Origin of the sequence: Humibacter albus DSM 18994 (assembly GCF_000421825.1) — a bacterium.
In the GTDB taxonomy this organism is placed as follows: domain Bacteria; phylum Actinomycetota; class Actinomycetes; order Actinomycetales; family Microbacteriaceae; genus Humibacter; species Humibacter albus.
Genome location: NZ_ATXT01000013.1, coordinates 175,213 through 197,608 on the forward strand (window position 1 = coordinate 175,213; position 22,396 = coordinate 197,608).

Below are 22,396 nucleotides of genomic sequence, written 5' to 3' on the forward strand. Positions count from 1 at the left end.
TCATGCCACACCAGTCCGGATGCGCTCCACGATCCCGGAGGTGGAGTGGTCGGGAACATAGTCGGTGAGCACGATCTCGCCGCCGTAGGCCTCCACTGCGGCCGCCTCCTCGAGCATCTCCGCCGTGTAATCGCCGCCCTTCACATAGACGTCGGGACGCAACGCGCCGATCAGTCCGATCGGCGTCGGGTCGGTGAACACTGTCACGTAATCGACGCACTCCAGCGCCGCAAGCACGTCCGCCCGGTCACGGGACGAGTTGACGGGTCGGTCGGGGCCCTTCAGCCTGCGTACGGTCTCGTCGTCGTTCACGGCGACGATGAGCACGTCGCCGAGGTCCTTGGCCTGGCGCAGATACGTGGTGTGTCCGCGGTGAAGCACGTCGAAGCATCCGTTCGTGAAGACGACGCGGTCTCCCCGTGCGCGGTGCTGCTGCACGCGCTGCTGCAGCTCGCCCGCCGAGAGCGTCGTGCCGTGGACCCCGTCGACGCGTGCCACGAGGTCGTCGAGGGAGCACACCGCGGTTCCGGGCCGGTGCACCACGATGTCCGCAGCGACCTGGGCGGCGTCCATCGCGTCGGGGAGCGAGGCGCCCGACGCCCGGGCGGCGGTCAGAACGGCCACGAACGTGTCGCCCGCCCCGCTCGCGTTCTTCTCCGCGACGCGGTGCGCGTGCGTGCGGTGCCCCTGCGGGCCCGGCCGCTGCGGTCCCAGAAGGAGCGCGCCGTCGTGGTCCAGCGTCACGATGAGCGAGCTCGCCCCCGTGCGCTCCAGCAGGTCGGTCGAGCGTTGAGTGAATACCGCGGCACGGTCGTCGGCGTCGCCGTCCAGCGGGTCGATCCCGAGCGCGGCGGCGGCCTCCGAGGCGTTGGGCGTGACGATGTCGGGCCGGATGCCACGCCATCGCGTCGCGTCGTGCGCGTCCACGACCACGAGTGGCGCGGCGGGACGAAGGCGTTCCGCCGCGATGGCCATGGTGGACGAGCCGTAGTCGCCGATCAGCACGGCGTCGGCCTCGATCCCGTCGGCTCTCTCGATCAGCCGGTCGACGGCGTCCGCGGGCGCGGGAGTGGGCGCGTCGTCGAGTCGCAGCAGAACCTGCTCACCGCAGACCACACGGTGTTTGACCGGTGTCGGCACGGCGTCACTCTCGACGATTCCCTGCGTGCCGACACCGGCGTCCTTCAGGCAGCGCAGCAAGGTCTGCCCCGCACGGTCCGTTCCCACGATGCCGAAGCAGACGGTGCGTGCGCCGAGCGCGGCCAGGTTCACCGCCGCGTTGGCGGCGCCCCCGGGTGCCTCCCGCCGCGTGCGCACCTCGACCACGGGTGCCGGAGCTTCCCTGGCGAGCCTGCTCGCCTCGCCGTACGACCAGACGTCGAGCAGAAGATCTCCGAACACCGCGATCGTCGGCTTGCGCTCGCCGATGCCGCGCACCACCCGCGCTGCCGCCTCGCTCACCGCAGGTCCCCTTCCAAGTGCACGACCTTCACGTGGCTCATCTCGTCGAGCAGTTCGGGACCGTAGCCGAACCCGTCGCCGCTGAAGCCGCGGGGCTGCGCGGAGCCGCCGGGGGCGCCGCCGAAGACGCCGTTCACCTTCACGGTGCCCACGTTCATGCGGTCCACGGCGGCCAGCGCGTGCGGAAGCGAGTGCGTGAGCACGGTGCACGCGAGCCCGTAACGGTCAGCGGATGCCGCGCCCAGCGCATCCTCGAAGCTCGCGCAGACCTGCACGGGTACGACGGGGCCGAAGGTCTCCTCTCGCATCACCTCCATGTCGTTCGTGCACGCGACGAGCACCGTCGCGGGATAGTACGTGCCGGCTCCCGACGGGATGGTCCCGCCGGTCAGCGCACGGGCTCCGCGCTCCAGCGCGTCTTCCACGTGCTCGTGCACGACTTCCCGCAGCCGTTCGTCCACGAGCGGAGCGAGCGAGACCGGCGCACTCTCGTGCGGTGCGTTGAGCGCGTTCGCGCGCGCGACGAGACCGGAGAGGAAGGCGTCGGCGAGCCGTTCGCACACGTAGACGCGCTCGACCGAGGTGCACAGCTGGCCGGAGTTCGTGAACCCCCCGACGGCCGCCTGTTCGGCGGCCCATTCCGCGTCGACGTCGTCGTCGATGATGAGGGCGTCGTTCCCGCCGTTCTCGCGGATGAAGTGCACGCCGTTCTCGGCGACGATGCCGGCGATCTCGCGACCGGTGGCGGTGGATCCGACGTGCGCGACGACATCCACCCCGGCGCACCCGACCAGGTCGGCGCCCACCTGCGGCCCGCCGATCACGGTGTGGAAGACGCCATCGGGAAGCACATCGGCGAAGGCGCGGCCCAGCATCGCGCCGGTGGCGGGGCACCTTTCGCTCGGCTTGTGCAGCACGGTGTTCCCCATCACGAGGGCGGCACCGAGCAGACCACAGGCGACTGCGACGGGATCGTTCCACGGTGTGACGGCCACGACGACCCCGCGCGGCTCCCGCCGGCCGAGGTCCAGCGAACTCGACGGGCCGTTGAGGCTCACGCCTCGATGCACCGGAGCCTGTTGCGCGTACTGCTCCAGCGTGTCGATGCCGGCCATGACGCCGGCGAGTGCCTCGGGCGTCGGGCGGCCGGTCTCGCGATGGTTCAGCTCCGCGATGTCTCGCGCGCGATCGCGCAACACTCGGGCGACGCGCTGCACGAGAGCTGCACGTTCGGCGATCGGCACGTCATGCCACGACCTCTTCGTCGCCATGGCCCTCGCGACGGCCTCGTCGACCTGGGCGACGTTCGTGACTGGTACCGGGCGAAGCGGGGCACCGTCGTGCGGGTCCACGATCCTGATCTCGCCGCTCACCTCGGGCTCTGCGACCCAGAGCATCGGTTCTGCCATGTTCGGCCTCCTCTCGCCTCGTCGTCTACGCCGCGTTGTTCTCGCTTTTCGCGTTCCGTCGCAGCGCCGGCTCCTGTTGCCCGTACCCAGTCGCGGGCGCGGCTACACGCGACTGACCGCAGAAATCCCGTGGGAGCGCATCCGTTTCCGCGCTCGCCCCGCAGGGAACAGGAACAGGCAAGGTCGCGAGACCGTGCGCGCGAGACACAACGACGCGCGCTGAGCCGGAAGGAGCTGCCCGAGATGCCGATCGACGCGCCAGGAGACAGCATCGCGGGCGTGCGGGAGAGGCTGCCGTTCCCGCATGTCGAGCGCATCGCCGTTCTTCGCGGAGGCGGTCTCGGCGACCTCGTCTTCGCGCTGCCCGCTCTGCACGCGTTGCACGAGACGTACCCGCAAAGCGAGATCACCCTGCTGGGCGCGCCGACGCACGCGGAGCTGCTGCGAGGCCGTCCTGGTCCGCCCGATGAGGTCGTCGTCGTTCCCCCGCACGAAGGGGTGCGGCCCGGAGCCGTCGACGAGCGCGCGACCGAATCGTTCTTCGCCGACATGCGAGCGCGCCGTTTCGACCTCGCCATTCAGCTGCACGGCGGCGGGCTGCACTCGAACCCCTTCCTTCTCCGGCTCGATGCGCGCCACACCATCGGCACGCGAACACCGGATGCCGTGGGTCTCGAACGCACGATCCCGTACGTCTACTACCAGAACGAGTTCGCCCGCGGGCTCGAGGTGGTCGCGCTGGCCGGCGCCCGGCCTGCCGCGTCGGGTCTGGAACCGGTGCTGGAGCGTGCGCAGGGCAGCGGCGAGGATGCCGTCCCTGCGCGGCCCTGCCGCGAACGCGACGAGGTGTTGGCTGTCGTGCATCCCGGCGCGACCGACCCTCGGCGCCGTTGGCCGGTCGGCGATTTCGCACGCGTGGCAGGAGGGCTGAGCCGCGCCGGGTGCACGGTGGTGCTCGTGGGCGACGCGGGCGAGCGCCGCCTGTGCGACGAGATCGTGCGGAGGGCGCGAAAGGAGCAGGGCACCGGGAGGATCACCTCCGTCGCCGGGCTTCTCGGCCTCCGCGAGCTCCTCGACCTGCTCGCCGACGCCGACGTCGTCGTCGCGAACGACAGCGGGCCGCGCCACCTGGCGCAGGCCATGGGCACGGCGACGGTCGGTGTCTTCTGGATCGGCAACCTCATCAATGCCGGACCGCTCACCCGTGAGCGGCATCGCGTGCACCTGGGCTGGACGACGCGCTGCCCCGTATGCGACGTCGACTGCACCCAGAGCGCGCCGCGCTGCGAGCACGACGTGTCGTTCGTGGCGGACGTGCCCTGGAGGGGCGTGCTGGAGAGCGCGCTCGACCTTCTCGCGGGGCGCTGATCGCTCGGCCCGATGGCTCAGGCCGAGCGACCAGCGTCTGCGGACGCCCTCAGGTCAGGGCGGAGTCCGCCTCGTCTCAGGGCCAGGATTCCTCGTACTCCTGGCACACGACGAGTTCCCGCACCTCGCATCCCTGAGGCTGGTCGAGCGCGAAGAGTACGGCCCGGGCGACGTCATCCGGCCGGTTCAGCTTGGCATCCGCCGGTGGCTTGTAGGAGTCCGGACGGTCGTCGAAGAAGTGCGTATCCATCCCGCCCGGAATGAGCGTCGTGACGCCGACCCTTCCGCGCGTCTCGGCCGCGAGCGCCCGCGAGAAGCCGAGAACGCCGAACTTGGCGGCGCAGTACGCGGTGGCTCCTTCCGCGACGCGCAACGCGAGGGTCGACGCCACCGTGATGACGTGCCCGTGGCTGCGCTCCAGCGCGGGAAGCGCGGCGCGAACGACGCCGACGGTGCCGAGCAGGTTCACGTCGATGACGCGCTCCCACTCCTCGGCCGGCACCTCGCTCAGGTAGCCGCACCGGTCGATGCCGGCAGCAGTGATCACGCCATCGACATCTCCGCCCTCGTTCGCTCGGGCAACGGCGCGTTCCACGGCCTCCCGGTCCGTGACATCCACGTTCTCCCGGCGATCGCCCTCGGCGTCGTTCGGGGCGGATGCATTCGCCCGGTCGAACACGATCGGCTCGTCTCCGTTCTCCCGCAGCATCTCGGCAACGGCGCGTCCGAGCCCGGACGCGCCACCGGTGACGATGATCCTTCTTCCTGTCATCGGATCGTGCTCCTCTCCATTGCGATCAATTCGGCCGCCCATTCCGACGTGTCGGTTGGTGCGGTGGCTGTGAATCCCTCGTCGGCGATGGAAGGCCGGCCGGTTCGGCCCTCGGCGAGCGAGCCCACCCCGCCGGCGGCGAGGAAGCGCGTAGCGGCTTCCGCGGCCGCGGTGACGGCCTCTCGAAGCGGCCGACCGGATGCCAGGGCGACGGTCAAGGCGGACGAGAACCGGTCGCCGGCGCCACAGGGATCGACGCTCTTCACCGGGGTCACCCGGTGAAGAGCGGGTTGCTCGCTCGAGACGTCGGCGACGATGACCCCGGCCTCGCCCATGGTCACGGCGACAGCGCACGCCCATTCATCGCGGAGCAGCCGCGCGGCGCTCGCCGCTGCCGCGTCACCGCGGTCGCCGATGCCGGCCGCTCGGGCGGCCTCCACGACGTTCGGCGTGGCCACGGCCACTCCGAGTACGGGGCGGCCGCCGCGCGGATGCGGGTCCCAGACCACGGGAACGTCGCCGCCGCGCCGGCCGATCTCCCGGCGCACCGCCGCATCATCGGCGAGCCCGCGACCGTAGTCGGCCACGATGATCGCGTCCGCGGCGCTGATCGCGTGCAGCATCTCCGGCGTCGAGACGGGAGGCGCGGCTTCGCCGCAGCCCTCGTCGATGCGCGCGACGGGATGCCCGGTCGCGATCAGGCGGGTCTTCACGGGAGTGGGGGAGGGAGAAGGCGACGTGATCAGCGTGACGTCTCGCAGGCACCCGCGCACGCGTTCCGCTGCCGCATCACCACCGAGCGTCGTGACGAGCTCGACGTCGTGGCCGTCGGCCAGCAGCATCGACGCGACGAGCCCCGCCCCGCCCGCCCGCCTGATCACGGTGTGCACATCGATGATCGGTGCGGGCGCGTCGGCGAGCAGGCGCTCCGCCGTGCCGATCACGTCCACGTCGAGCAGCGTGTCGCCGACGACGGTGACTCTCACGGCGCCGTGCCCCAGAGCCGATCGATGGCGGAGTCGAAGACGCGGCACAGAGCGTGGATTGCCACCAGTTCGCACTCCTGCACGTGCGCGGATGCCCCGTCGACGGTGATCACGTCGTCGACGGCAGCTGCGAGCGGGTTGGGCAGCGGGCCCGTCATGGCCCACACGAGGGCGCCGCACCAGTGCGCGGCCGCCGCCGCCGAGATGAGGTTCTCGCTCGCGCCGCTGGTCGAGAGCAGCAGCACGATGTCGCCGGGGCGGGCGTGCGCCCGCACCTGGCGTGCGAAGACCTCGTCGAAGCCGTAGTCGTTCCCGATGGCGGTGAGGCTGGAGGTCTCGGCACTCAGGGCCAGCGCGGAGAAGGCGGGTCGATCATCCTGGAACCGGCCGACGAGTTCGGCCGTGAGGTGTTGCGCCTCGGCGGCGGAGCCCCCGTTGCCGGCGACCAGGAGCCGAGCGCCCCCGTGCAGTCGGCCGGCGAGCAGTTCGCCCCACTCACCGAGGTGCGCGGCCTGTCGGCGGAGTGCGGTCAGCGACGGTCCCAGCGTGTCGATGTGGTCGCTCGCCAGGCTCGGCACCTGCCGCGTCGGCGTCTCGATGCTCGTCATCGTGATGCACCTCCCCAGGCGGGTTCGGCGACCGAAGCGGGTGCGCCGGCATCCACCAGCTGCTCGTAGACGCGTGCCGTGTCGCGGGCGACGCGTGTCCAGGTGTAGTTCTCCCGCACTCTCGCTCGGCCGGCACGGGAGAGTTCCGCGCTCAACGCGGTGTCCGTGAGCACCTTCGTGAGTGCCGCCGCCGTCGCATCCGCGTCGAAAGGCGGGACCAGAAGCCCTGTCACCCCGTCGACCACGGTGTCTTGCAGGCCGCCGACGGCGGCCGCCACGACCGGCACTCCGCACGCCATGGCCTCGAGCGGAACGATGCCGAACGGCTCGTACCACGGGGTGCACACGACGGCGTCGGCCGAGCGATACCACCGCGGCAGGGCCGCCTGATCGATCTGACCGGTGAAACGAACGCGATCGGCGACGCCCGCCGCCGCGGCGCTGTCGGCCAACCGTGAGATCTCCGGGTCGTCCAGAGCGCCGGCAGTCTCGGCCGCACCTCCCGAGCTGCCCAGAACGACGAGCTCGGCATCCATGCCGTCGCGATCCAGCCGCGCGAGCGCGTCGATCACGATGTCGACGCCCTTGCGCGGCACCAGGCGCCCCACGCTCAAGAGCCGGTACCGAGCGCTGCGAGCAGCGCTGCCGCCTCGCGCGCTGAAGGCGGCGGGGTCGACTCCGCACGGGACCACGTGCACCTTGCCCTCGGCGATCCCCTGGTCGCTCAGCTCGCGGACCTCGTCCTGGGAGGTGGCCACGATGGCGGCCACCCGGCTCCCTACGTGCGGTTCGAGCCACTGTCGCGCGATCGGCGAGGTGTCGGCCGCGCCCTGGAACCGGCGCTTGACGACGCCGAGGGCGTGGAACGTGTGCACCGTCGGAACGTGCGCGAGCGGCATGCTCTCGACCGCGCCGAGGGCAGCGAGTCCCGACATCCAGAAATGGCTGTGCACGACGTCGGGGACACCTCTGCGAGCCCAGTCATCGGCGATGCCGTCGGCGAGCTGTGGGATGTAGGGCAGCAGTTCGTCTTTCGGCACGCGCATGGCGGGCCCCGCGTCGACGTTGACGACCTCGACCCCGGCACCGAACGCGACCCGGTGCGGAAGGGCGGCCGCGTCGCGTCGCGTGTAGACGGTCACGTCGTGACCCTGCGCGGCGAGCGCGGTGCTGAGTGCCGCGACGTGCACGTTCTGTCCGCCGGCATCGACGCTCCCGACGGCCGCCAGGGGACTGGCGTGTTCGGAAACCATGGCGATTCTCACGATGGGGCTCCTTTCGTTGCTTCAGATGGCGTGTGCCGCGGGTGCGGCGGTCGGCGTGGGCCTCGGCCGACGCGCGCGGTGTCGCGATCGCCAGTCGGCGACGGCGTCCTCGAGCACGGTGTCCCACCGGCTCAGGAAGGCAGGCAGCGAGTAGGCCTGCATGACGTGATCGCGTGCGGCGAGCCCGAGCTCCCGTGCGTGGTCCGGGTCAGCGATGAGGCGGGCGGCGGCCGCTCTCAGTTCGTCGAGGTCGGTCGAGACGACGCCGGTGCCCGGCGGCACGGCGCGCACCGCTTCAGTGGTCGCGAGGGCCAGCACGGGCATCCCGAGGAACATGGCCTCCAGCAGCGAGAGGCCGAGCGACGTCCACCGCACCGGATGCAGGTACGCGCGTCTCCGCGCCAGCTGCGCATGCAGCTTCTCGGTCGGCAGGTCGCCGCAGGGGACGACACCCGGGTCGTCGACAGCGCTCGGAAGCTCGTCGGTGCCCATGCCGAAGACGTGCACATCGGCGGTGCGGGTGAACGACGACAGCAGGTCCGTGCCGGTGACACGAGCCCGCCGCACCGGCTCATTGATCACGGCGGCGAGCGCCTCGAGCTCGCCCGTGTAGCGCAGCCCGGGGTCGACGATGCCGTGTTCGATCACCGTGGTCGGCGCCTCGCCGTTGTCCCAGAACAGCTCATTGAAGTGGGTCACGTGCACGATCGGAATATCGCGCTGCGAGGCCAGGGGATGCAGGCTGGTCGCGGCGTGCTCGCGCGGTGTGTTGTGCTCGAGGAAGAGCGCGGGCAGGTCTCGGCCCGGCACGCTTCTCAACATCCTTTCGGTCTCGGCGATCTCCTCCGGGCGTTGCAGAATCACGACATCGGGCTGCTCGTCGCGCAGGGCACCCGGTGAGACCTCGCGCGCGTTCGCCGGCCAGGAGCGCCCGCCGCGGCCAAGGCCCCAGCCGTCGCGTTCCGCGGTCGTGGGAAGCAGGTACTCGTGCGGTCCCCTCACGAACGAGTCCATCCACCCGCCGTGCACATGCCAGATCAGAATCTTCATGTCTCCACCGCCCTGAGCACAGGAGGCGCCTGCCGATCCGCGGGAAGGGCGGCACGCAACCCGGGCGAGAGCCTCAAGCACGCGTCGATCACCTCGGCCGGTGAGACGTTGGCCAAGCATGGATGCCCGGGCAGCGGACACACGCGGGCCCGCGTTCCCGCACACGCGGCGTCCTGGTCGCCCAGCACCACGTGCGGCACGCCGAACGGCTGCCACTTCACAGCGGGAACGACCGGCGAGAACAGACTGACGACTGGGGTCCCCACCGCCGCGGCGAGGTGGGCCGGTCCGGTGTTGCCGCTGACGAGCACCTCGGCGCCGGCGAGCACGCCGGCCAGCCGCGCCAGCGAGAGCCGTCCGCCCAGGTCGGTCGCGCCGCGACGGGCCACGACGTGTGTCAGCGCGCGCTCGGCGGCGTTGCCCGTGACCACGACGTCGATCCCCAGAGCGGCCAGACCGTCCGCGACGCCGGCATATCCACCGGGGGTCCACTGCCGGGCGGGAGCGGAGGCGCCCGGATGCAGCACGACGTACGGCTGCCCAAGGTCGCTGGGCTTGATCGTGTGCGTCACGGCAAGGCGTCCGTCGTCGGAGCCGGGCAGCGGATACCCGCACGCCGCCGCGATGCGCAGCGCGCGTTCCGGCTCGGGGATCTCCTCCGGCAGATCGTCGCCGGGGCAGAGGCGAACGTCGAGCAGGCTGCCCGCGTGGTCGATCGAGGCGCCGCCGATGAACGGAACGCCGGCGAGGCGCAGAAGCATCGCGAGCGGCAGCGGCGACTGGTGGAACGACGTCAGGATGACGGCACGGTCGAACTGCTCCTTCGCGATGGTGCGCACCAGCCAGCGGACGGTCTCGTTCGTCAGCGGCGGGTCATCCGGAGTGATCCACGGGCAGTCCCAGATCAGCAGCCGATCGACGCCGGGCAGAAGGCGGGCCGCGGCGGCGCCACCCGGAGAGCAGAGCATCGTCACCTCGGTACCGCCGTGCGCGATGGCCCGCACCGCCGGCCCGGCCAGCAGCACGTCGCCCATGCTGTCGAGCCGGGCGACGAGAACACGGTTCGGTGCGCCGCGGCTCATGGCGCCACTCCCGTCGGGATGGCCGGCAGGCGGGTGCCGGTGAAAGCCTGGTGCACGGCGTCGGCGAGATCGCATGCCACCCGCGGCGCCGTCGCGATCTCCTCCTCGCGCGTGACCGGCGTGGGCACGAGCACGGACGCCGCGCCCGCCGCGGCAGCGGCATCCATGTCGGCACCGATGTCGCCGATCACGACCGTGTCGCATGCCGCGACTCCCAGAGCGGCGGCCGCGGCGAAGATGAGGCCCGGTCGCGGCTTGCGGCACATGCACCCGGCGTCGGGCCGGTGCGGGCATAGTGCCCACACGTCGAAGGGTCCGATCTCGCGGTCGATCGCGTCGTCGACCGCCCGCAGCTGCTCGGGTGTGATGAGCCCGCGACCGACTCCCGACTGATTCGTCACGACGCCGACGGGCACTCCCGCCTCGCGGAGCATCCGCACGGTGGCGACAACGGTCGGCAGGGGCGTCACCCGACCGGGGTCGGTGTTGTACGGCATGTCGGCCACCAGCGTGCCGTCCCGGTCGAAGAGCACGGCACGCGGGCCGGCACCCGGGCCGGTTCCCCTGCCGGCGCCTCCGAGAGCGGACGCGAATTCAGTCATGGAGAAGTAGTGCCCGCCCCGCACGGGATGCAAACGCGTTCTCACCACTTCTTCTCGAACCGTTCGATTCATCCTCGATCCGAGTGCCCGCCTCCCAGCGAGGTCGGTGCCATCCCCTCGCCGATTTGGCAAGCGGTGTCGTCGTGCATGGCGCCGCCACAGAGTGGAGCCATGAGTCCCGAGCCATCCATGACGCACGACAGGCCGCTGCTTCTGGCACTCCGCGCCCTCAAGCTCGGCGATCTCCTCGTCGCCGTTCCCGCTCTGAAAGGGTTGGCGCGCACGTTCGGCGATCACGAGCTGCTGCTCGCCGCCCCGGCCTGGCTCGATCCGATCGCGCGGCTCGTCCCCGGGCTCGGAGGTCTTCTTCCCACCAGCGGGCTCGACGAGCCGCTCTCGATCGACGCCGGAGTCGTCGACATCGCCGCGAACCTGCACGGCAACGGGCCGGAGAGCCGCGCGCGGATCTCGGCGCTCGACGCCCGCCTCGTGATCCAGCACGCCGCAGAACACCGCTCCGATCCCCGGGAACCGTGCTGGCTCGACGGCATCCAGGAGCGCCGGCGCTGGGTGCGACTGGTCAACGCGTTCGGGGCGGATGCCCGTGAGAACGATGTCGCGATCCTCACCCCCCGAACGTCCCCGCCTCTCGCCGGCGCCGTGGTCGTGCACGTCGGCGCGTTCTACGGTTCGCGGCAGTGGCCTGTCGAGCGCTTCGCCGAGGTCGCCGCCACGCTCGCCGGAGAGGGAGAACGGGTCGTGGTGACGGGGAGCGAGGCGGATCGTGGACGCGCGATGGGCGTCGTGGAGCAGGCCGGACTGCCGTCCTCCGCGCTGTACGCCGGTGCGCTCGGCCTGGACGAGCTCGCGGCGCTCGTCTCCGCGGCCCGGCTCGTGATCAGCGCAGACACGGGGGTCGCGCACCTGGCATCCGCGTACCGACGTCCGTCGGTGATCGTCTTCGGGCCGGCCCCCGTCGAAGAGTGGGGTCCCCCTCCGGGCCCGCACATCGCGCTCACCGACGCCGCGCTCCGCCACGGAGACGCCTTCGCCGACGCGCCGGATCCGGCGCTGCTGGCCGTTACCGCACATGACGTGCTGGATGCGTCGCGGGGCCTGCTGGCGGCATCCGAAAGCATCGCGATGTCGGTGCCGTCGCGTTCGGCCACCCGATGATCACGCGGCGACCGGCTGTTCGCGCAGCAACTCCCGCAGTCGCGCCAGCGTGGAGACGAGGAGCCGGGAGACCTGCATCTGCGTGACGCCGATCTCGCGGGCGATCTCCGACTGCGTGCGCTCTTCGTAGAACCGGCGGAAGATGATGAGGCGCTCGCGCGGCGCGAGTGCACGGCACGCCGCACGCAATGCCTGCACGCGTTCGGCCTGCTCGAGCGTGCCGTCCGACGACGGCAGCATGTCGGCGAAGGTGCCGCGCTCGCCCTCGGTCGCGAGCGGCGCATCCAGAGACACCGGATGCATGGCGCCGCCGCAATCGACCGCTTCCTCCACGCGTCTCTCGCTCTGGCCGAGGCAGCCGGCCAGCTCCGCCGAGGTGGGCTCTCTCCCCAGCTGCTGCGCCAGGCGCGGCGATTCTTTCGCGACCGCCGATCGAAGCTCCTGCAACGAACGGGGCGGCCGCACGAACCACGAGTCGTCGCGGAAGTGGCGTTTGATCTCCCCGGCGATCGTGGGCACGGCGAACGATGCGAACTCCTCCGTGCGTTCCGGGTCGAAGCGGGCCACCGCCTTGACCAGCCCGACGTAGGCGACCTGGCGGAGGTCGTCGGCATCCTGCCGTCGGCCGAGGTACCGGTGCGCGATCGCGTCGGCGAGCGAGAGGTGATCGAGCACGAGTGACCGGCGAGTCTCTTTGAGGCGGTCGGAGTCCTGCCGATGCATGCGCCGGAATCGCTCACTCGGGCGAGGACGGATGACATCGCTCGCCGCGGTCAGCTGCGGAAGGACTGTTCGGCTGGAACGTCGAGGCGGCATGGCTTTTCTCATTTCGTTCTGCGTGGCATCACGCGTGTGCCACGCCGATGGGGGAGCCGGAAGTACCGGCAGTTCGACGCAAACACCGAGCAGGTGTGGAAAGAAGTGGTTGCCAAGGAGAAGAAGCAGGAGTAGCAGTACGCGTCCCGAGTGGCACGGGCGCGCTCAGCGGTTCGAACGCCCGTCGCGCAATCCGAGCAGGCACGGAGCTGTCAACCCCTGCACCTCGAGAACCGCCGCGCGCAACATCGCTGACGAATCGCAACACACTCTCGGCCGACCCGGCCCGCGAGGAAGTGGAGACCATGACCACCGTCAGCGAAATCATGAGCAGCGATGTCGCCTGCATTGCGGAGTCCGACACGCTCGAGAAGGCGGCCCGTGTCATGGCCGATCTGAGCGTGGGCGCGGTGCCGATCTGCGACGACCAGGGCAATCCGGTCGGTATCGTCACCGATCGGGACATCGTCGTCAGCTGCATCGCGACCGGAGGGGACCCCACGACGACCACGGCGGAGGGCTTCGTCGGAGACCTCGTCTCGGTCGCCGCCCAGGACGACATCGAGGACGCGCTCGAAGAGATGCAGGAGAACCAGGTGCGTCGAGTACTGGTTTTCGACGGCGGCGCCTTCGCAGGCATCCTCAGCCAGGCGGATGTCGCGCTCGCCGCGACGTCGGAGGACACGGGCCGCACCGTCGCCGCGGTCTCGATGTCGTGACGTGATGGCTCGAGAAAACGCCCGGCGCGATCCGACGATGGTGCGAAACCAACCTGCCCTACGCACCTCGTCGGGTCGCGTCTGGTTGATCACCGGCGCGATCCTCGGGGCGATCTGCGCGGCGGTGCTGCTATTGCAGTTGCGGAACAGCGTTACCCTCGCGGTTCTCGGCGCCGTGGTCGTCGCGGTGCTCTACGTGGGGATCGTGCTCGTGCGCATCTTTCTGCCGCAGCCGCCGCGGCTCGTCGTGATCGCGTGCTTCTTCGCCGCGATTCCGGTGTGGACCATCATCTGGCTCATCGTGATCATCGCGCACCTGGCCTGAACGGCTGCAGAGCCTCGTGTACATCCGTCGCGCCCTGGAACGACCGATCGGGCAGGGCGCCGAACCGCTGGGCGGCCTCGGCGCAGCCACGGCGACGGGCCTCGCGCAGGAGGTCGTCTCTCGTCGCGGGATACTCCATCTCCACCAGCAGTGAATCCATCTCGGACATCGTCGGCTCCTCCATCAACACCATGGCGTTGATTCTGCGATGAGCGAGTCAGAAGCAACGAGCGGTTGACACCGTGCGAGACGCTGTGCGAGTGCCGTCCGACAGCGGCCCAGCGGTCAGATCGTGGCGACCGACCCGCCGTCGACTCGGTAGTTCGAGCCCACGACGAACGACGCCGCATCGGAGCAGAGGAACGCGATGACGGATGCCACCTCGTCGGGTTCTCCGCGTCGGTTCAGTTCCAGGAACGGCCGCTCCTCGCGCAGGAACGACGCGATGGCATCCTCGATGCTCGTTCCGAGCTTCTCGGCGCGATGCTGCATCATCGCGTCGGTCATGGGCGTGTGGATGAAGGCGGGCGACACCGCGTTCACCAGGAGGCCCTCTGTGGCGTACGCCCTCGACAGGCCCTTCGACAGGGCGAGGACACCGGCCTTGGCTGCGCAGTACGGCAGCTCGTTCGCGTACGGCTGCACGGCATCCTCCGAGCAGAGGAAGACGAGGCGCCCCCAGCCGCGGCGAAGGTCGGGCAGGAACTCGCGGGCCACTCGCACGGCACCGAGCAGATCGGTCTCGATCGTCTCGCGCCAGCCCTGATCGTCGATCTCGTCGAAAGAGCCCTGCGCCCCGGTGACACCGGCGGCGTGCACGACGATGTCGACGGGTCCGACGGCGTCCGCCGTCTGCTCGTGCAGTCGTGCGAGCGAACTCGTGTCGGTGACGTCGGCGGCGAACGCGTGCACGCTGCCGCTCGGGCCCGCCAGGCGGCGGGCCGCCTCGTCGAGGCGCTCCTGATCGAGGTCGGTGATGACCACGGTCGCGCCCTCGGCCAGGAGCGCCTTGGCGGTGGACCAGCCGATGCCGGAGTCGGCGCCGGTGATGAGTGCTCTCTTTCCCCTGATTCCCAGTTCCATGCGTTTCAGACAACGATGGCTCAGCGACGGACGCCAGCCGTTGCGCTGCAGCGCGTTGTGTGTTGTGCGTCGAGCTTCGTGCCCGCCCGGGCATCTGCACAACGCAACGCGGCCGGCGCAACCCCTTGTGGGCGCGCGGGCACCGGCGTTGCGTCGGTGACATGGTTGATACGCAATACATCTTCGACAACCCGGTCACCCGGTACCCCAAGGTCTCGCCGCCGCCCGAGGAGGTGCCGGAGCCGGGGAGCGACGCGGACCTTCGCCCGCCCGCCGACCACGGCGAGGCGAGCTACGTGGGGACGAATCGGCTGGTGGGACGCAAAGCGATCGTGACCGGCGGCGACTCCGGAATCGGAGCCGCCGTGGCGATCGCGTTCGCCCGTGAGGGCGCCGACGTGGCCATCGTCTACACGCCGGAAGAGGAGGAGGATGCCCAGCACGTCGCCGATCAGATCCGGGACGCCGGACGCAAGGTGCTCACGCTGCCGGGCGACCTCGTCGATCCGGCGTTCTGCACCGATGTGATAGCGCGAGCCGTCGAGGATTTCGGAGGTGTGGACATCCTGGTCAACAACGCGGGCAAGCAGGTCTTCTGCAAAGACATCGCCGAGCTGCCCGACGACCAGTTCGACCGCACCATGAAGACGAACATCTACGCGATGTTCCACCTCACCAAGGCTGCTGTTCCGCACATGCCCCCCGGGTCGACGATCATCAACACCACGTCGGTGCAGGCGTACCTGCCGTCGGACGTGCTCGTCGACTACGCCACGACGAAGGCCGCGATCAACGCCTTCACGAAAGCGATCGCCGCGCAGCTGGCTCCGCGGGGAATCCGGGCGAACGCCGTCGCACCGGGGCCGATCTGGACGCCGCTTCAGCCGAGCATGGGGCAGCCGCCGAAGAAGCTGCCCGACTTCGGCTCGCAGACGGCGCTGGGCAGAGCAGGCCAGCCGGCGGAACTCGCGCCGGCTTATGTCTTTCTCGCCTCGCCGGAGTCGAGCTATGTCGTCGGTGCCACGTTGGCGGTCACCGGCGGGATGCCGACGCCGTAGGGACACGTCGATGACGGAGCGCCAAGTTCAAGTCGCGAGCGGCGAACGGATCGGGGTGACGGTGCTCGGCGACGCCGCCTCGTCGCGGTGGGTGCTGTTCTGCCATCCGAGCCCGGGGGCGGGCGGGTTCGATCCGGACCCGCGCATCACGCAGCGATCGACGCTGAGCTTCATCTCGCTCGATCGGCCGGGGTACGCCGCGTCGGAGGCCTGGCTCATTCCGCCGCAGGCATCACCGCAGCGCTGGGCCGCCGACGCCGGCGAGTTCCTGGCGCAGTGCCGCACGGATGCGGAGTCGATCGGTCACTCGGCTTATCGTGACCTCGCGGTGCTCGGCTGGCGCGAGGGCTGCGTGTTCGCTGCGGCCATGGCTGCAGCGGTCGGCGACGTGCTCGCGGCCGCCGTGTTCGTCGAGCCCATGACGCTGCGCGAGGCCGCGCGAGACCTGCGCGACGACGACGTGTGGCGCGTGGAGCGCATCCTGCCGCCCGCTGCACACGACGAGGTACCCGGCCTCTCCTCGCGGGTCGAGAGGATGCTCGCGGCCGCGCGCACGCAGGGAGAGGCCGGGCTGGATGCCGATCGGGCCGCCGTCAAGCAGCGCGTGCTCAACGAGAGCCTGGACGCCATCCGCGCGCCGTCGCTGATTCTGGCCCGCGACACGAAGAAGGGCAAGCGCTCCGCCCGTGCCTACGCGCGGCATCTGGCGCAGGCGCGCGTGGCCGTGACCGACGCGGCGGTGCCCATCGCCACGCACTGGGCGAGGATCGTCCGCTACCTCGAGCGCGACCACTCGCCGGGCGCGCCCGAGCGCTGACCGTCGCGACTGAAACGTCAGGGCTGGCCTTCGCGGCTTTACCGTCACGGCTGAACGTCAGGGCTGGCCTTCGCGGCTTTACCGTCACGGCTGACCCTCGAGCCCGGGCGCGATCACCGGGCGAAGTGCCCGCGGTAGTACTCGAAGACCCACCCCACGAGGCAGACGACGCCCACCGCGGCACCGATGAAGCTGATCCAGATCTCGGTGGCGAGGCCGAAGAAGAGCAAGAAACCCGATGCGCCGAGCAGAACGGGCCACCAGCTGTGCGGACTGAACTGGCCGACCTCGCCGTCATCGGCGTCAGGTTCCGCCTCGCGATGATCTTGCGGCAATCGCGGCAGCTGCCGTGCCGCATGCATGAGGTAGAACGCGACGAGGGCCGACAGCACCGCACAGAGCGCCATGGCCACCGTTCCGGTCCACTCCACGTTGGCCCGGCTCCACCAGCCCCAGGCCGCGTAAAGCACCGTCTCGACGACGAAGAAGGCGCACAGCACCCAGAACAGCACGGCGTTCGCTCGCATCGGCTCTCCTCATCCCTTGGCGGTCGGCATGGATCGGCGGGCGGCGGTGGCCACCTCAGGATGGTGTAAGTCGAAGGCGGGGGACTCGCTGCGCACCCGGGGGATCATCGTGAAGTTGTGCCTCGGAGGCGGACAGCTCGTCGCCCATTCCAACGATCTGCCGAATCCCCACGGATCATCGACCGTGACCGTGGGGGCACTCCTCGAGGTCACGTACACGTTGAGGAAGAACGGAATCATCGACACCGCCAGAAGGCCGGCGCCGATGGTCGAGACCTGGTTCATCCAGGTGAAGCCGTCCTGGGGCAGATAGGTGGCGTACCGGCGTGGCATCCCGTCGACTCCGAGCCAGTGCTGGATGAGGAACGTGGTCTGGAAGCCGATGAACAGAAGCCAGAAATGCCACTTGCCAAGGCGTTCGTTCAACATTCGGCCGGTGAACTTGGGCCACCAGAAGTAGAAGCCGCCGAACATGGCGAAGACCACCGTGCCGAACGTCACGTAGTGAAAGTGCGCCACCACGAAATACGTGTCCGTCACGTGGAAGTCGAGCGGCGGCGAGGCCAGGATGACGCCCGTGAGCCCTCCGAACGTGAACGTCACGAGGAATCCGATCGACCACAGAAGCGGCGTCTCGAAGGTCAGGGAGCCGCGCCACATGGTGCCGATCCAGTTGAAGATCTTCACCCCCGTCGGGACCGCGATGAACATCGACATCAGCGAGAAGAACGGGAGCAGAACCATCCCGGTGGCGAACATGTGGTGCGCCCAGACCGTCATCGACAGAGCGGCGATCGCGATCGTGGCGTAGATGAGCGCCTTGTATCCGAAGACCGGCTTGCGGCTGAAGACGGGGAAGATCTCGGTCACGATGCCGAAGAACGGCAGCGTGATGATGTAGACCTCGGGGTGCCCGAAGAACCAGAACAGGTGCTGCCAGAGAATGGGTCCGCCGTCGGCGGCGGTGAAGACGGGCGAGCCGAGCATCCGCTGCGCGCCGAGCGCGAAGAGCGCCGCCGCCAGCAGCGGGAACGCCATGAGCACCATGATCGAGGTGATCAGCACGTTCCACGTGAAGATCGGGAGGCGGAACATCGTCATGCCGGGAGCACGCAGCGTGATGATCGTGGTGATGAAGTTCACCGAGCCGAGGATCGTTCCGAAGCCGGCCAGGAGCAGCCCGAACACCCAGAGATTGCCGCCGTACCCCGGCGTGAAGGTCGAGGTGGAGAGCGGCGTGTAGGCGAACCAGCCGAACGACGCAGCACCCTGCGGCGTGAGGAATCCCCAGACGACCATCACATCGCCGAACGCGTACATCCAATACGCCAGCGCGTTGAGCCGGGGGAACGCGACGTCGGGAGCACCGAGCTGCAGCGGCATGATCACGTTCGCGAAGCCTGCGAAGAGCGGCGTCGCGAACAGCAGCAGCATGATCGTGCCGTGCATCGTGAACAGTTCGTTGTACTGCTCACGGGATTGCACGACCTGAAGCCCCGGAGCGAACAGTTGGGCGCGCATCACCAGGGCGAGCACCCCGGCGAAGAGGAACGAGACGAACGACGTGATCAGGTACAGGTATCCGACAGTCTTGTGATCCGTCGTGGTGATCCACGCGACGAACAGATTGCCCTTGTGCTGCATCGAACGCCGGGTTCGTTCGAGCTGCGCGCGCTCGCGTGGATCGGTGCCGATCTCCTCCGTGACTGCCACAGTGCGACGCCTAGTGCCGGTGCTGGCCCGTGTCGTGCGGATCGTGTCCGGAGACTTGCTCTGAGCCTGGCTCGCCGGGGAGCGATCCGTCTCGCATCCGCGACGCCCTGCTGCGGCGACGAACAATGGCGATCACGATGAGCAGGATGCCGACACCGACGAAGGCCGCCGAACCGATCCAGACCGAGGACTCCCAGATAACGTGGTTCAACGCCGTGTTCTTGCCCGGCGTTCCCCACCCCAGGGTGATCATGATCGCCAGGCCGATCACCGTCAGGATGATGCCCACCACCAGCAAGGCGATTCCACGGGTGGGTTTGGTCATTCCGGAGTCGGTCATCAGATCTCTTCCCGTACGGGTGGTGCGAGGGGTGGTGCGCCCACGATGATGGGCGAGCAACGAGTCGCGCAGTTTCTCTTCCGGTCCTTCTCTTCCGTCCCGCGGGCCTTCCGTTCCGAGGGCTTCTCTTCACGCGGACGCGATATGTCCCCCGTTCTACGGAGAGCGTGCGCAACGCCACAGGGGTTGACAGGCATCCCTTTCGTCACCGACCGCCTTCGTTGACAGGCCGCGTTTCGTCGCTGACCGCGTTTCCTCGCAGATGACGTATGCGCGCGCCGGGCCACGGTCCGAGTGCGCGCATGTCAACCCCTCTTCTCGGAGCGGCGGTACGTCCACGGTGAGAACACCGGTTACGACGGAGCCGCGGTGCGTCCACGGTGAGAACACCGGTTACGAGGAGGAAGCGATGCCGACGACGACTCACGAGGGACGGCGCTCATCGGGGGATGGAGAGCAGTCCGCGCCTCAGAAGGGTCACCAACGTCGGAATCCGGTCAAACGCTTCTTCGGCGTGCTCGGTCCTGGGCTCGTGACCGGAGCCGCCGATGACGACCCCTCCGGTATCGCGACGTATGCGCAAGCCGGCGCGACCTACGGCAACGGCCTGCTGTGGACGGTTCCCATCACACTCCCGTTGATGATGGGCGTGCAGGAGATGTGCGACCGCATGGCGCTCGCCACCGGGGACAGCTTCGGCAGGCTGATCCGGCGCAAATTCGAGAGGCGCGCTCGCATCGTGATCGGCGTGCTCACCGTGGCACTCCTCATTGCGAACTGCCTCAACCTCTCCGCCGATCTCATGGCCATCGGTCAGGGGATGCAGTTGATCCACGCCGGGCCGGCACCGCTGTGGTCCGCCGTCGTCGGCGCAGGCATCGCCGTCGCCCTCATCTTCGGATCCTTCGACTGGATCCGCCGCATCTTCAAGTGGCTGTGCCTCGCACTGCTCGTCTACGTGGGCGTGCTCTTCGTGGCGAAGGTGAACTGGGGCGACTTGTTGGCGGGGCTCGTCGGGCTCCAGTTCCGGTTCACGCCGGCGTATCTGGGCCTTGCGGTCGCCGTGTTCGGCACGACGATCAGTCCGTACATGTTCTTCTGGCAGACCGCGCAGCGCGTCGAGGAGCTTCGCGACGAGGACAAGGGCGGAGACCAGGCGCCTGCGCTCACCGACCGAACCCGTGCGGGAGCGCACCGTCGCCTGCGTGGGGGACGCGTCGACGTCTTCACCGGCATGGTGTTCAGCGTCGTGATCATGTTCGCGATCATCGCTGCCACGAGCGCGACGCTCGGCGCACACGGCAAGACGGTCAGCAGCGCAGCGGAGGCGGCGAAGGCGCTGGAGCCCATCGCCGGTCCGCTGGCAGGCGTGCTCTTCGCCGTGGGGTTCATCGGATCGGGCGTCCTGGCAGTGCCGGTGCTGGCGGGATCCGGATCCGCGGGCCTCGCGGCCCTCCTCGACAAGGACTGGGGTCTGGACAGGAGCCCCAAGAAGGCACCCGTCTTCTATGTGCTGCTGACCGTCGGCATCGTCGCCGGAACGGTGCTCTCGGTGTTCGTGTCGAACCCGATCCAGCTCCTGGTCCTGTCAGCCCTCGTGAACGGCATCGCCGCCGGACCGTTCCTGATCGTGATGATGCTGGTCGGCCGCGATCGCAGCATCATGCATGAGTATCGCAATCGGTGGCTCGCGCAGACCGTCGGCTGGATCGCCACCGTCGTGATGTGCGTCGGCGGCGCCTACGGCATCTGGTACACACTCTTCGGACAGTGAGTGGAGTGCGGCGGCGGCGCGTGCCGCCCACGACGCGCGGTGGTGGTGCGTCGCATCCTCGAGGTCGTGCACGATCGTGTCGAGGTCACGCTCCTCGAACGATTCGATCGGCGACGAGTCGAGTCTGATCGCGTGGAACATCGCTCCGAGCCGCTCCACAAAGCCGACCAGACAGCGGGCGTCGTCGTGCGGAAAACGCGGATCGAGCGCGCACCACTGATCCTCGTCGATCAGCCGGAGCGTGAGGTGCGTGCACGGTTTCAGGTCTTCCGCAGCACCAGCCGGTTGCCCAGCGGCGTCGGATGCATTTTCCATGCTCTCAGCCAATCCCACGGAGAGAACCCCGCCCAGGGGTTGCCTTGGCGGTGTCGCACGTGCTGGGGACGCGACGCGCTCGCGCCGCGATGCGCTCAGGACCGCGCCTTGACCCTGCGCCAATCGTCCTCGTGGATCGCGGGGGCCGCTTGCGTCCCCATTTGCAGCATCCCGCCGTCGACCACCCAGGATGCGCCCGTCACGTACGACGCCGCCGGGGAGGCGAGGAACGCGATCACGGCCGCGACCTCCCGAGCGTCGCCCGGGCGTCCGAGCGGGATGCCTGCGCGATGCGTGTCGCGGGGATCCACATCCGTCGCATCGTTCATGGGCGTCGAGATCTCGCCGGGTGCGACGGAATTGCTCGTGATGCCGTACTCGCCGAGCTCGAGGGCGATGGTCTTCATGAGGCCGCCGAGCCCGTGCTTCGCCGCGTCGTAGGCGGCGAACCCCACGAGGGGTTGGTGCTCGTGCACGCTCGTCACCGCGATCAGCCGTCCGCCGCGGTCGGCGTCCACCATGCGACGCGCTGCGCGTTGCAGACACACGAAAGCGCCGTCAAGATCCGCGAGCACGGTCTGGCGCCAGGCGTTCCAGTCGGTGTCGAAGAAGCCGGGGCCGCCGTTGATCGCCGCATTGTTCACGAAGACGTCGAGGCCTCCCAGACGTTCGGCCAGGTCGTCCACGACGTCCGCGCACTCCGGTGCGGACGTCGTGTCCAGCCGGCTCACCGTGGCCGAACGGCCGCACTCGCGCACGAGGCGGGCCGTTTCCTCGGCTCCGTCGGCGTCGGAGTGATAGGTGATGCCGACATCCATGCCCGCCTCGGCCAGAGCGACGGCGGTCGCCCTGCCGATGCCCGAGTCGGATCCGGTCACGACGGCGGCGCGGGGCTCGAATTCCGAACCGGGCACATCGCGATCGCTCTCCGTACGCTCCCTGTCATTCATCGGTGCCCTCCTCCAGATCCGTGGATGTCAGCACGCCTATGTCAGCAGCGCCGGCTTCCCGCGTGAAGGGGTTGCCATGGCGACGACATCGACGACTGCCGACGGGCCCATCGCCGGCGGAACGCCCGCGCGCGGTCGGCCAGTATCCCCCCGACCGTCACGCCTGGCAACGGCTGGTCG

At 69.4% G+C, this 22,396-nt stretch carries 23 protein-coding genes; 7 read left to right on the forward strand and 16 right to left on the reverse strand.

Features of this window, described 5'->3' with window-relative positions:
- Both rfaE2 and H623_RS0105535 read right to left on the reverse strand, forming a co-directional pair.
- Positions 1 to 1,461 (reverse strand): D-glycero-beta-D-manno-heptose 1-phosphate adenylyltransferase, encoded by a 1,461-nt coding sequence (gene rfaE2, locus H623_RS0105530; protein WP_022899952.1) that lies wholly within the window; start codon positions 1,459 to 1,461, stop codon positions 1 to 3.
- Complete coding sequence (locus H623_RS0105535) at positions 1,458 to 2,870, reverse strand: aldehyde dehydrogenase family protein (RefSeq protein ID WP_022899953.1); 1,413 nt, start codon at positions 2,868 to 2,870, stop codon at positions 1,458 to 1,460. The genes rfaE2 and H623_RS0105535 overlap by 4 nt, the downstream gene beginning before the upstream one ends.
- A 243-nt stretch (positions 2,871 to 3,113) precedes the next feature.
- Here H623_RS0105535 and H623_RS0105540 point away from each other — a divergent pair, with 243 nt between their 5' ends.
- On the forward strand, positions 3,114 to 4,238 hold the full coding sequence (locus H623_RS0105540; RefSeq protein ID WP_022899954.1) for a glycosyltransferase family 9 protein: 1,125 nt from the start codon (positions 3,114 to 3,116) through the stop codon (positions 4,236 to 4,238).
- Between the two features lie 76 nt (positions 4,239 to 4,314).
- On the opposite strand, the gene H623_RS0105545 is transcribed toward H623_RS0105540, so the two are convergent.
- The 7 genes from H623_RS0105545 to H623_RS18020 are packed head-to-tail and all read right to left on the reverse strand — an operon-like array spanning position 4,315 to position 10,603.
- Positions 4,315 to 5,010: an SDR family oxidoreductase gene (locus H623_RS0105545; protein WP_022899955.1), complete on the reverse strand. Its 696-nt coding sequence runs from the start codon at positions 5,008 to 5,010 to the stop codon at positions 4,315 to 4,317.
- Entirely contained in the window at positions 5,007 to 5,996 is a 990-nt protein-coding gene (locus tag H623_RS18010; protein ID WP_022899956.1) for a bifunctional heptose 7-phosphate kinase/heptose 1-phosphate adenyltransferase, read from the reverse strand. Before H623_RS18010 ends, H623_RS0105545 begins: the two co-directional genes overlap by 4 nt.
- Positions 5,993 to 6,604, reverse strand: coding sequence for a D-sedoheptulose-7-phosphate isomerase (locus H623_RS0105555; protein WP_051143088.1), 612 nt, complete (start codon positions 6,602 to 6,604; stop codon positions 5,993 to 5,995). Before H623_RS0105555 ends, H623_RS18010 begins: the two co-directional genes overlap by 4 nt.
- Entirely contained in the window at positions 6,601 to 7,869 is a 1,269-nt protein-coding gene (locus H623_RS0105560; protein WP_026939960.1) for a glycosyltransferase, read from the reverse strand. The genes H623_RS0105555 and H623_RS0105560 overlap by 4 nt, the downstream gene beginning before the upstream one ends.
- A gap of 21 nt (positions 7,870 to 7,890) precedes the next feature.
- The gene (locus tag H623_RS20700) at positions 7,891 to 8,919 is read right to left on the reverse strand and encodes a glycosyltransferase (RefSeq protein ID WP_022899957.1); all 1,029 of its coding nucleotides are present in this window, start codon (positions 8,917 to 8,919) and stop codon (positions 7,891 to 7,893) included.
- Complete coding sequence (locus H623_RS0105570) at positions 8,916 to 10,001, reverse strand: glycosyltransferase family 9 protein (RefSeq protein ID WP_026939961.1); 1,086 nt, start codon at positions 9,999 to 10,001, stop codon at positions 8,916 to 8,918. The genes H623_RS20700 and H623_RS0105570 overlap by 4 nt, the downstream gene beginning before the upstream one ends.
- Positions 9,998 to 10,603 (reverse strand): HAD-IIIA family hydrolase, encoded by a 606-nt coding sequence (locus H623_RS18020; protein ID WP_211217973.1) that lies wholly within the window; start codon positions 10,601 to 10,603, stop codon positions 9,998 to 10,000. The genes H623_RS0105570 and H623_RS18020 overlap by 4 nt, the downstream gene beginning before the upstream one ends.
- Positions 10,604 to 10,774: 171 nt before the next feature.
- Between H623_RS18020 and H623_RS18025 the strand changes: the two genes are divergently transcribed.
- Complete coding sequence (locus H623_RS18025; protein WP_033371359.1) at positions 10,775 to 11,779, forward strand: glycosyltransferase family 9 protein; 1,005 nt, start codon at positions 10,775 to 10,777, stop codon at positions 11,777 to 11,779.
- Here the strand turns inward: H623_RS18025 and H623_RS18030 are convergent, their stop codons facing one another.
- Positions 11,780 to 12,595 carry a SigB/SigF/SigG family RNA polymerase sigma factor gene (locus H623_RS18030; RefSeq protein WP_022899959.1) on the reverse strand — a complete coding sequence of 272 codons (816 nt, stop codon included), beginning with the start codon at positions 12,593 to 12,595 and terminating at the stop codon, positions 11,780 to 11,782.
- 305 nt (positions 12,596 to 12,900) lie between these two features.
- On the opposite strand from H623_RS18030, the gene H623_RS0105590 reads away from it, so the two are divergent.
- Positions 12,901 to 13,314, forward strand: coding sequence for a CBS domain-containing protein (locus H623_RS0105590; protein WP_022899960.1), 414 nt, complete (start codon positions 12,901 to 12,903; stop codon positions 13,312 to 13,314).
- 37 nt (positions 13,315 to 13,351) lie between these two features.
- The gene (locus H623_RS0105595) at positions 13,352 to 13,639 is read left to right on the forward strand and encodes a hypothetical protein (protein ID WP_033371362.1); all 288 of its coding nucleotides are present in this window, start codon (positions 13,352 to 13,354) and stop codon (positions 13,637 to 13,639) included.
- On the opposite strand, the gene H623_RS0105600 is transcribed toward H623_RS0105595, so the two are convergent.
- Together H623_RS0105600 and H623_RS0105605 are read right to left on the reverse strand one after the other, a co-directional pair.
- Positions 13,620 to 13,808 carry a DUF2795 domain-containing protein gene (locus tag H623_RS0105600; protein WP_169514894.1) on the reverse strand — a complete coding sequence of 63 codons (189 nt, stop codon included), beginning with the start codon at positions 13,806 to 13,808 and terminating at the stop codon, positions 13,620 to 13,622. The two genes, H623_RS0105595 and H623_RS0105600, sit on opposite strands and share 20 nt — an antisense overlap.
- A 116-nt stretch (positions 13,809 to 13,924) precedes the next feature.
- Complete coding sequence (locus H623_RS0105605) at positions 13,925 to 14,722, reverse strand: SDR family NAD(P)-dependent oxidoreductase (protein WP_022899963.1); 798 nt, start codon at positions 14,720 to 14,722, stop codon at positions 13,925 to 13,927.
- A gap of 161 nt (positions 14,723 to 14,883) precedes the next feature.
- On the opposite strand from H623_RS0105605, the gene H623_RS0105610 reads away from it, so the two are divergent.
- Both H623_RS0105610 and H623_RS0105615 read left to right on the forward strand, forming a co-directional pair.
- The gene (locus H623_RS0105610) at positions 14,884 to 15,780 is read left to right on the forward strand and encodes a glucose 1-dehydrogenase (protein WP_022899964.1); all 897 of its coding nucleotides are present in this window, start codon (positions 14,884 to 14,886) and stop codon (positions 15,778 to 15,780) included.
- A gap of 10 nt (positions 15,781 to 15,790) precedes the next feature.
- Positions 15,791 to 16,597 carry a hypothetical protein gene (locus tag H623_RS0105615; protein WP_157560886.1) on the forward strand — a complete coding sequence of 269 codons (807 nt, stop codon included), beginning with the start codon at positions 15,791 to 15,793 and terminating at the stop codon, positions 16,595 to 16,597.
- 113 nt (positions 16,598 to 16,710) lie between these two features.
- Here H623_RS0105615 and H623_RS0105620 read toward each other — a convergent pair whose 3' ends face one another.
- The 3 genes from H623_RS0105620 to H623_RS0105630 form a co-directional block, all read right to left on the reverse strand.
- Positions 16,711 to 17,124 carry a cytochrome c oxidase subunit 4 gene (locus tag H623_RS0105620; RefSeq protein ID WP_022899966.1) on the reverse strand — a complete coding sequence of 138 codons (414 nt, stop codon included), beginning with the start codon at positions 17,122 to 17,124 and terminating at the stop codon, positions 16,711 to 16,713.
- 9 nt (positions 17,125 to 17,133) lie between these two features.
- The gene (gene ctaD / locus H623_RS18035) at positions 17,134 to 18,768 is read right to left on the reverse strand and encodes an aa3-type cytochrome oxidase subunit I (RefSeq protein WP_084485751.1); all 1,635 of its coding nucleotides are present in this window, start codon (positions 18,766 to 18,768) and stop codon (positions 17,134 to 17,136) included.
- A gap of 79 nt (positions 18,769 to 18,847) precedes the next feature.
- A complete protein-coding gene (locus tag H623_RS0105630; RefSeq protein ID WP_022899968.1) occupies positions 18,848 to 19,177 on the reverse strand; it encodes a hypothetical protein in 330 nt (109 codons plus the stop codon).
- 409 nt (positions 19,178 to 19,586) lie between these two features.
- Here H623_RS0105630 and H623_RS18040 point away from each other — a divergent pair, with 409 nt between their 5' ends.
- Positions 19,587 to 20,951, forward strand: a complete 1,365-nt coding sequence (locus H623_RS18040; protein WP_022899969.1) for an NRAMP family divalent metal transporter — start codon at positions 19,587 to 19,589, stop codon at positions 20,949 to 20,951.
- Between the two features lie 410 nt (positions 20,952 to 21,361).
- Here H623_RS18040 and H623_RS18045 read toward each other — a convergent pair whose 3' ends face one another.
- Positions 21,362 to 22,216, reverse strand: a complete 855-nt coding sequence (locus H623_RS18045) for an SDR family oxidoreductase (RefSeq protein WP_022899970.1) — start codon at positions 22,214 to 22,216, stop codon at positions 21,362 to 21,364.
- Between the last annotated feature and the right edge of the window lie 180 nt (positions 22,217 to 22,396).